This window comes from Sphingomonas asaccharolytica NBRC 15499, assembly GCF_001598355.1.
GTDB classification, from domain to species: domain Bacteria; phylum Pseudomonadota; class Alphaproteobacteria; order Sphingomonadales; family Sphingomonadaceae; genus Sphingomonas; species Sphingomonas asaccharolytica.
This window is the reverse complement of sequence record NZ_BCYU01000059.1, coordinates 19013-28084: the sequence shown is the minus strand read 5'-3', so window position 1 is coordinate 28084 and position 9072 is coordinate 19013. Positions and strand designations below refer to the sequence as shown.

Annotated in this window: 8 protein-coding genes; all 8 read left to right on the top strand. The window is 65.2% G+C overall.

Features of this window, described 5'->3' with window-relative positions; all coding sequences use genetic code 11:
• The first annotated feature begins 65 nt into the window (after positions 1-65).
• The 8 genes from murD to ftsA are packed head-to-tail and all read left to right on the top strand — an operon-like array spanning position 66 to position 9009.
• Complete coding sequence (gene murD, locus SAS01S_RS15465; protein WP_066810404.1) at positions 66-1199, top strand: UDP-N-acetylmuramoyl-L-alanine--D-glutamate ligase; 1134 nt, start codon at positions 66-68, stop codon at positions 1197-1199.
• Positions 1196-2419, top strand: coding sequence for an FtsW/RodA/SpoVE family cell cycle protein (locus SAS01S_RS15460; protein ID WP_066810403.1), 1224 nt, complete (start codon positions 1196-1198; stop codon positions 2417-2419). Before murD ends, SAS01S_RS15460 begins: the two co-directional genes overlap by 4 nt.
• A complete protein-coding gene (gene murG / locus SAS01S_RS15455) occupies positions 2416-3579 on the top strand; it encodes an undecaprenyldiphospho-muramoylpentapeptide beta-N-acetylglucosaminyltransferase (protein WP_066810406.1) in 1164 nt (387 codons plus the stop codon). The genes SAS01S_RS15460 and murG overlap by 4 nt, the downstream gene beginning before the upstream one ends.
• Complete coding sequence (gene murC / locus SAS01S_RS15450) at positions 3576-4979, top strand: UDP-N-acetylmuramate--L-alanine ligase (protein WP_066810401.1); 1404 nt, start codon at positions 3576-3578, stop codon at positions 4977-4979. Before murG ends, murC begins: the two co-directional genes overlap by 4 nt.
• Positions 4980-4993: 14 nt before the next feature.
• The gene (murB, locus tag SAS01S_RS15445; RefSeq protein WP_066810399.1) at positions 4994-5875 is read left to right on the top strand and encodes a UDP-N-acetylmuramate dehydrogenase; all 882 of its coding nucleotides are present in this window, start codon (positions 4994-4996) and stop codon (positions 5873-5875) included.
• A 20-nt stretch (positions 5876-5895) separates the two neighbouring features.
• On the top strand, positions 5896-6789 hold the full coding sequence (locus tag SAS01S_RS15440) for a D-alanine--D-alanine ligase (RefSeq protein WP_245656931.1): 894 nt from the start codon (positions 5896-5898) through the stop codon (positions 6787-6789).
• Positions 6786-7730, top strand: a complete 945-nt coding sequence (locus SAS01S_RS15435; protein WP_066810395.1) for a cell division protein FtsQ/DivIB — start codon at positions 6786-6788, stop codon at positions 7728-7730. The genes SAS01S_RS15440 and SAS01S_RS15435 overlap by 4 nt, the downstream gene beginning before the upstream one ends.
• A 16-nt stretch (positions 7731-7746) precedes the next feature.
• Complete coding sequence (gene ftsA, locus SAS01S_RS15430; RefSeq protein WP_066810394.1) at positions 7747-9009, top strand: cell division protein FtsA; 1263 nt, start codon at positions 7747-7749, stop codon at positions 9007-9009.
• Positions 9010-9072 lie beyond the last annotated feature (63 nt).

Sequence of the window (9072 nt, the reverse complement as noted above, 5' to 3'; positions counted from 1 at the left end):
GTGCCCCAAGCGACTCGCCTGCGGATAGCCCCCACCCCAACCCCTCCCCTGAAGGGGAGGGGCTTTTGAGTTTTGCCGACCCGGTAGAAATCGACCTAACCGGATTCGCTGGCGTCGTCGTGTCGCCGGGCGTGCCGCTCAACCGTCATCCGATTGCGGCCAAGGCACGCGAGGCGGGCGTGCCGGTGATCGGCGATATCGAACTGTTCGCCCAGGCGCGCGATTATCTGCCGTCGCACCGTGTCGTCGGCATCACCGGCACCAACGGCAAGTCGACCACCACCGCGCTGATCCATCACATCCTGGAAACGGCGGGTATTCCGGCGCGGCTCGGTGGCAATATCGGGCTGCCGATTCTCGGCGAGGAGCCGTTGCCGGTAGGCGGCGTCTATGTGCTCGAACTGTCGAGCTATCAGATCGACCTCACGTTCACGCTCGATTGCGACGTCGCGGTCCTGCTCAACATCACGCCCGATCATCTCGACCGCTATGACGGGTTCGATGCCTATGCCGCCTCGAAGGCGCGGCTATTCGCGATGCAGTCGAAGGATCACGACGCGGTGATCGGGATCGGCGACACCGCCTCCGCCAAGATCGCTCGCGGCCTGTCGGCACGCGGCGAGCATCTGTTCAAGATCGCCCCGGGCGTGTGCATGGACCAGTCGCGCTGGCCATCGCTGCAAGGACCGCACAATGCGCAGAACGCGCTCGCCGCGATCACTGCCTGCCAGGCGCTCGGCGTCGCGGAATCGGCGATCGATGCCGGGCTCGAAAGCTTCAAGGGTCTACCGCATCGGATGGAGCGTGTCGGCACGGTCGACGGCGTCGCCTATGTCAACGACAGCAAGGCGACCAATCCCGACTCGACCGCGCCCGCGCTGGCGGCGTTCGACGACATCCACTGGATCCTCGGCGGCCAGGCCAAGACCAAGGACCTCGATGCCTGCCGCCCGTCGTTCGGGCATGTCCGCGCCGCTTATACAATCGGCGAAGCCGGACCGATGTTTGTCGATCTGCTCAAGAACGATATTCCGACCGTCTATGCCGAAACGCTGGCGCACGCCGTCGAATTGTGCCGCGCCGCGGCCAAGCCGGGCGACACCGTCTTGCTGTCGCCGGCCTGCGCGTCGTTCGATCAGTTTCGCGATTACGAGGATCGCGGCGACACCTTCCGCGGGCTGGTCGAGTCACTGGCATGAGCTCGCGGTCGGCCAAGGAAGGATTCCTGACCCGGGTCGCGCGGCGCGGCGGGCGGTCGGATCGCTCGCCGCTCGGCGCGTGGTTCTGGGACATCGACTGGGTGCTGCTGATCCTGACCCTGTTCCTGATGGCGATCGGGCTGGTCGCGGTCGCGGCGGCGTCCCCCGCATCGGCGCAGCGTTACTCGGACGCCACGCACCACATGCCGGCGCTCTATTATTTCTGGCGTCAGGTGATGTGGGTCGCGGTGTCGCTGCCGGTGCTGTTCATCGTCTCGATGCTGCCGACCGAAAGCGCGCGACGGATGGCGTTGATCGGCTGCGCGGGCTTCCTGATCATGCTGATGCTGGTGCCGATGATCGGCGTCCAGGTGAATGGCGCGCGGCGCTGGCTTGGCGTCGGCGTCGCGCAATTCCAGCCGTCCGAATTCCTCAAGCCGTGTTTCATCGTCGCGGTCGCGTGGTTGTTGTCGCTCAAGAACAAGGAACAGGGATTGTCGGGCGGCGTGCTTGCCGCGCTGACCGGAGGATTGACCGCATTGGTCGCCGCTTTGCTGATGCTGCAGCCCGATTTCGGTCAGACGGTGGTGTTCTGCTCGGTATGGCTGGCCTTGCTGCTGATCTCGGGAATTTCGGCGCGGACGATCGGGGCGCTGTTCGGTGCGGCGTTCGTCGGCGTGATCTCGGCCTATCTCTTCTATTCGACCGCGCGCACGCGGATCGACGCTTTCCTGTTTCCGGACTCGACCGACGCTGCCGACCATTTCCAGGTCAATGCCGCGCGCGCGACGCTGACCGCGGGCGGTTGGTTCGGCACCGGTCCCGGCGGGGGACAGATGAAGTTTCGTTTGCCCGAAGCGCATACCGATTATGTCTTCTCGGTGATCGGCGAGGAATTCGGGTTGATCTCCTGCGCGATCGTGGCGGTGATCTTTCTCGCGATCGTCGTGCGCGTGTTCGTCAAGTTGCTGGATGAACAGGAAGAATTCCGTGTGTTGGCGGCGTCGGGCCTGGCCATCCAGTTCGGATTGCAGGCGCTGATCTCGATGGCAGTCAACACGGGCCTGGCGCCGTCCAAGGGCATGACGATGCCGTTCATCAGCTATGGCGGCTCGTCGATGATCGCGCTGTCGATCGGCATGGGGTTGCTGCTTGCGTTTACGCGCCGGAACCCGTTTGTGAGCCGCTCACCCTATGTCGTGAAATGGAGCGGCGAATGACGAGAGTGCGGCAATTCGTTCTGGCCGCAGGCGGAACCGGCGGGCACATGGTGCCGGCCGCGGCGCTGGCCGCCGAGCTGAAGAAACGCGGCCACAAGGTCGATCTGATCAGCGACGAGCGCGGCGTGCGTTTTCCGGGCCTGTTCGATGGAATCGAGACGCACGTGCTCCCCGCCGGCCGCATGCAGGGAGGGCCGTTAGGCTGGTATCGTGCGGGTCGCGCGATGCTCGAGGGCCGCAAGCTCGCGATCGACCTGTTCGAGAGGATCAAGCCGGCCGCGGTGATCGGCTTTGGCGGCTATCCTGCGCTGCCCGCGTTGCTCGCCGGGTTCAACCGGAAGGTGCTGACCGCGGTGCACGAGCAGAATGCCGTGCTCGGCCGCGTCAACCGGCTGGTGGCCGGGCGGGTCGACGCGATCGCCACCTCTTATGCCAAGGTCGATCGGCTGGCCGACAAATATCGTGACAAGGCGCATCTCACCGGCAACCCGGTGCGCGAGGACGTACTGGCGCTGCGCGACAAGCCCTATCCGCTACTGGAGGAAGACAGCATCTTCCGCGTGCTCGTCACCGGCGGCAGCCAGGGCGCCAGCATTCTGAGCAGCGTCGTGCCCGACGGATTGTCGATGCTCCCGGTCAATTTCCGCCGCCGGTTGCAAGTGACTCATCAAGCGCGGGTTGAGGACATCGATAAGGCACGAGCGAAATATGCCGAGCTGTCGATCGCCGCCGACCTCGCCACCTATCTCCCCGATCTGCCCGAGCATCTCGCCTGGGCGCATCTGGTGATCGCGCGTGCGGGGGCGTCGACCATCGCCGAGCTGACCGCCGCCGGGCGTCCGGCGATCCTGGTGCCACTGCCCAGCGCGACCGACGATCACCAGACCGAGAATGCGCGCGAAATCTCCGAAGCCGGTGGTGCGCGGACGATTCCGCAGAGCCAGTTCACCCCGGTCGAACTCGCCAAGCAGATGCAGAAACTCGGGCTCGATCCCGCCGCGCTGCAGAACGCCGCGGCGCGCGCCAGATCGTGCGGCCATCCCGACGCCGCCCGCGACCTCGCCGATCTGGTCGAGGGGCTGGACCATCCTCCCGCTGACATTCCCGTCGGCAAAGTTCAAACCGCCGCTCCCGGCGGAGAGGCAGCGGCATTCGCATGACCGGGCTCAAGACCGATATCGGCGCCATCCATTTTGTCGGCATCGGCGGGATCGGCATGTCCGGCATTGCCGAGGTGATGCACAATCTCGGCTATAAGGTGCAGGGTTCGGACGTCGCCGAGGGCTATGTCGTGCAAGGGCTGCGCGACAAGGGCATCGAGGTGAAGATCGGCCACGCCGCCGACAATCTCGGTGACGCCGCGGTCGTCGTCGTCTCGACCGCGATCAAGCGCGCCAACCCCGAGGTCGAGTGCGCGCTCGAACGCCGCATCCCCGTCGTGCGCCGCGCCGAGATGCTGGCCGAACTGATGCGCCTCAAATCGACGGTCGCGGTTGCGGGGACACACGGCAAGACCACCACGACCTCGATGGTCGCCGCCTTGCTAGATGCCGGCGGGATCGATCCGACGGTGATCAACGGCGGGATCATCAACAGCTACGGCTCGAACGCCCGGCTCGGCGACAGTGAATGGATGGTGGTCGAAGCCGATGAGAGCGACGGCAGTTTCCTGAGGCTCGACGGCACGCTGGCGGTAGTCACCAATATCGATCCCGAGCATCTCGATCATTATGGCAGCTTCGACGCGATCAAGGACGCGTTCGTCCAGTTCATCGAGAATGTGCCATTCTATGGCGCCGCCTTCCTGTGCCTCGATCATCCCGAAGTGCAAGCAGTGCTGCCGCGCGTGCGCGACCGCCGTATCGTCACTTACGGTTTCTCGACCCAGGCGGACATCCGCGGCGTCAATGTGACCCCGATCCCCGGCGGCAACCGTTTCGAGGCGATCATCCGCGGCCGCGACGGCACGATCCGCTCGATCGAACATATCGAATTGCCGATGCCCGGCCGCCACAATGTCCAGAACGCGCTGTCGGCGATCGGCGTCGCGCTCGAGCTTGGCGTCGACGACGCGACGATCCAGCAGGGTTTCGCCAAGTTCGCCGGCGTAAAACGCCGCTTCACCAAGGTCGGTGAGGTCAATGGTGCTGTCGTGATCGACGATTACGGCCACCATCCGGTCGAGATCCGCGCCGTGCTGTCGGCCGCGCGCGAAGGCGTGGCGAACCGCGTCATCGCTATAGTCCAGCCGCACCGCTACACCCGTCTCGGCAATCTGATGGAGGACTTCCAGCAGGCGTTCAACGATGCCGACATGGTTTATGTCACGCCGGTTTATGCCGCGGGTGAGCAGCCGATCGAGGGTGTCGATGCACAGGCGCTGGTCGACGGCTTGAAACGCCGCGGCCACCGTGCGGCGGCGACGATCGGTTCGGCGGAAGAACTTGCGAACGAACTCGCGGGCATTGTCCAGCCGGGCGACATGATCGTGTGCCTGGGTGCGGGCGACATCACGAGATGGGCGGCCGGGCTGGCCGATGGGATCGAGGCGGTGCGGTGACGGTCTGTTACGCCATGCCTCCGGTTCGCGGGAAACTGACCCACGGCGCGCCGCTCGCACCGCTGGTATGGTTCAAAAGCGGCGGCGCGGCCGAATATCTGTTCGAGCCGGCCGACGTCGACGACCTCGCCACCTTTCTCTACGCGCTCGATCCGTCGGTGCCGGTGATGGGGCTTGGGCTGGGCTCGAACCTGATCGTCCGGGATGGCGGCGTGCCCGGTGTCGTAGTGCGGCTGGGCAAGACCTTCGCCAAGGTCGAGCGGCTCGACGCCACCACACTGCGGTGTGGCGGCGGCGCGAGCGGCATCCTCGTCTCGTCGAACGCGCGCGACGCCGGGATCGCCGGCCTCGAATTCATGCGCTCGATCCCGGGCACGGTGGGCGGCTTTGTTCGCATGAACGGCGGTGCCTATGGCCGCGAGGTCGAGGACGTCCTAGTCGAGGCCGACGTGATCCTGCGCTCGGGCGAGCGCCGGACGCTCGCGCTCGGCGATCTCGGCTACACCTATCGCCACAGCGATTTGCCCGCGGGCGCGATCGTAGTCGGCGCGACCTTTCGCGGCCACCCGGGCGAGCCATCCGCGATCCAGGCCGAAATGGACCGCATCGCCGCCGCTCGCGAGGAATCGCAGCCGCTTAGGAGCCGTACCGGAGGCTCGACCTTCAAAAACCCGGAAGGGCACAAAGCCTGGCAGTTGGTCGATCAGGCCGGGTGCCGAGGGCTTCGCAAAGGCGATGCGCAAGTATCCGAGAAGCATTGTAATTTCCTGCTCAACTTGGGTGACGCGACGAGTGCGGACATCGAGGGTCTGGGCGAAGAAGTACGCGAGAAAGTGAAGGCGAAGTCGGGCGTGATTCTGGAATGGGAAATTCAGCGCGTGGGGGTGGCGAAGTGACTCTCCACGTCGCCGTCCTGATGGGTGGCTGGTCGGCCGAACGCGAAGTGTCGCTGATGTCGGGCAAGGGCATATCCGAGGCGCTGGAATCGCTTGGCCATGAGGTCACGCGGATCGACATGGACCGCGACGTCGCGGCCAAGCTCGCCGCGGCCAAGCCCGACATCGTGTTCAACGCGCTCCACGGCACGCCGGGCGAGGATGGCTCGGTCCAGGGCATGCTCGACCTGATGGGCCTCAAATACACCCATTCGGGCATGGTCACCTCGGTCATCGCGATCGACAAGGTGCTGACCAAACAGGCTTTAGTTCCGCACGGCATTCCGATGCCCGGCGGACGCATCGTCAAATCGGCTGAGGTGTTCGAGGGCGATCCGCTCAAGCGGCCTTATGTGCTGAAACCGGTCAACGAAGGCTCGTCGGTCGGTGTCGCGATCGTCAACGACGACGGCAATTATGGCAATCCGATCGGCCGTGATGTCGCCGGCCCCTGGCAGGAATTCGAGGAACTGCTCGCCGAGCCTTACGTCCGCGGGCGTGAGCTGACGACGGCGATCCTCGGCGGCCGCGCGCTCGGCGTCACCGAGCTCAAGCCCAAATCGGGCTGGTACGATTACGACGCCAAGTACACCGACGGCATGACCGAGCACGTCTTTCCGGCGCAAATCCCCGACGCGATCGCTGCGGCCTGCAAGCGCCTCGCGCTCGAGGCGCATCATTTGCTCGGCTGCAAGGGCGCGTCGCGCTCCGACTTCCGCTGGGACGATGAGCGCGGCGAGGACGGATTGTTCCTGCTCGAGGTCAACACCCAGCCCGGCATGACTCCCTTGAGCCTGGTCCCCGAACAGGCGAGGCATCTCGGCATCTCCTATCCGGAGCTGGTGCAGATGATCATCGACGAGGCGCTGGCATGAGCCGTGCCCCAGCCAAGAGCGGACGCCCGACCGCACGCCGGCCCTCGGCCAAGCGCAAGCAGAAGAAGCCGTCGATCATCGATCGTATTCTAACCTGGCTGCCGATCAGCCAGCACACGCTGCAGCGCATCGCGACCTGGTCGATCTTCGCACTCGCGGTCGGGGCGGCGCTCGTCGTCGCGCAAATCTTCGGCATTCCCGGCGCGGTCGGCACCGCAGTCGCCGAACAAGCCGGCAATGCCGGTTTCCGCGTCGAGCAGATCGAAATCCGCGGCGTCAAACGGATGGATCAGATGACCGTCTATGCCGTTGCGCTCGAACAGAAATCGCGCGCGATGCCGCTGGTCGATCTCAACCAGATCCGCGACAAATTGCTGCAATATGGCTGGGTACAGGATGCCCATGTCTCGCGGCGGCTACCCGACACGCTGTTGATCCGGATCGTCGAGCGAACGCCGGCGGCGGTGTGGCAGAACCAGGGGACGCTGAGCCTGATCGATCGCGACGGAATTTATCTGGAGCCGGTCTCGGCCGATGCCATGCCCGATCTGCCGTTGGTGATCGGGCCTGGCGCCGATCGCCAGGAGCCGGCCTATCAGACTCTGATGACCACTGCGCCCGCGCTCAAGCCCAAGGTGCGCGCCGCGACCTGGGTCGGCAACCGTCGCTGGGACCTGTTGTTCGACACAGGCGAGACGTTGTCGCTGCCCGAGGGAACCGATGAGGCTGCCAAGGCGCTCCGGTTGTTTGCGGAGAGGGATGGTACGGTTCGCCTTTTGGGTAGAGGATGGGTAAAGTTCGATATGCGCAATCCGGATAAATTTGTGGCGCGCAAGCCCGACGGATCGAGCCGGATGGGGGTTCCGACGAGTTCGAAGGGCAATATGTCGACGCCGGCGCCGGCATCGGCGGATCGCGCGGCGTCGCGCGATCAGGTTTGAGTGGGGGAATAGAATCATGGCCAAGACACCGCCGGAGGGGTTGATCACGGCGCTCGATATCGGGTCGTCCAAGGTCTCCGCGATGATCGCGCAGAAAGGCAGTGGCGGCGAGCTGATCGTGCTCGGCACTGGCCAGCGCGAAAGCCGCGGCGTGCGGCGCGGCTGCATCGCCGACATGGCGGCGACCGAAGTCGCGGTGCGCGAAGCGGTCGAACAGGCCGAACGTATCGCCCAGACCAATATCGAGAATGTCTGGGTCGGCTTTTCGGCCGGCGGGCTGGTCAGCGACGTCGCCTCGATCGAGTTCGAAATGGGCGGGCACCGTATCGAACAAAGCGATATCGACGCGCTGCTGCGCGCGGGGCGGGAATCGATCGATCCCGCCGGCCGCATGGTGCTCCATGCCCAGCCGGCGCTCTACACGCTCGACGGCATTACCGGGGTCAAGAACCCGCTCGGCCTGCATGCCGACCGGATGGGCGTCCATATCCATGTCGTCGCCGCCGACGGATCGCCGGTGCGCAATATCGGCCTGTGCGTCGCCAAGTCGCATCTCGAGGTGAAGTCGATCATCGCCGCGCCGGTCGCGACGGGGCTCGCCTGTCTCAGCGCGGAAGAGCGCGAACTGGGAACGGCGTTGGTCGAGATGGGGGCGGGAATCACCAACGTCTCTTTGTTCGCCGGCGGCATGCTGGTCGGCCTGGTCACCGTGCCGATGGGCGCCAGCGATATCACCGACGATATCGCCTCGACCTTTGGCGCCAGCCGCGCCCAGGCCGAGCGGATGAAGTGTTTCCATGGCTGCGCCAACGCGACGCCGCGCGACAATCACGAAATGCTCGAGATCGCGCCGCTCAGCGACGATGGCGCGGGTGAGGGGCCACGCATCACCAAGGCGCAGCTGATCGCAGTGATCCGCCAGCGACTCGAATTGCTGATGGGAGAGATCGGCAAGGCGCTGACCGCGATGAAGTTCGACGGCAATGTCGGGCGTCAGGTCGTGCTGACCGGCGGCGGTGCCGAGCTCAAGGGTATCGCCGATTATGCGCAGGCCGCGCTCGGCCGGTCGGTTCGGGTCGGGCGGCCGCGCGGGTTGGCCGGATTGCCCGATGCGCATTCGGGACCCGCTTTCGCGACCTTGGCCGGGCTGGTCCACCATGCCGCGACCGATCCGATCGACCTCAGGTCATTGGCATCGGGCGAACATCAGTTGGTGCACCGTCCGTCGCCGATGTCGATCTTCCGTCGCCTGATCAGAACGGCTCGGGCGAATTATTAAAGAAATGCGTCATCGACCCCTATTTGTAGTGGATAGTAGGTGGGCGATGGTGCAAGAAGTTGT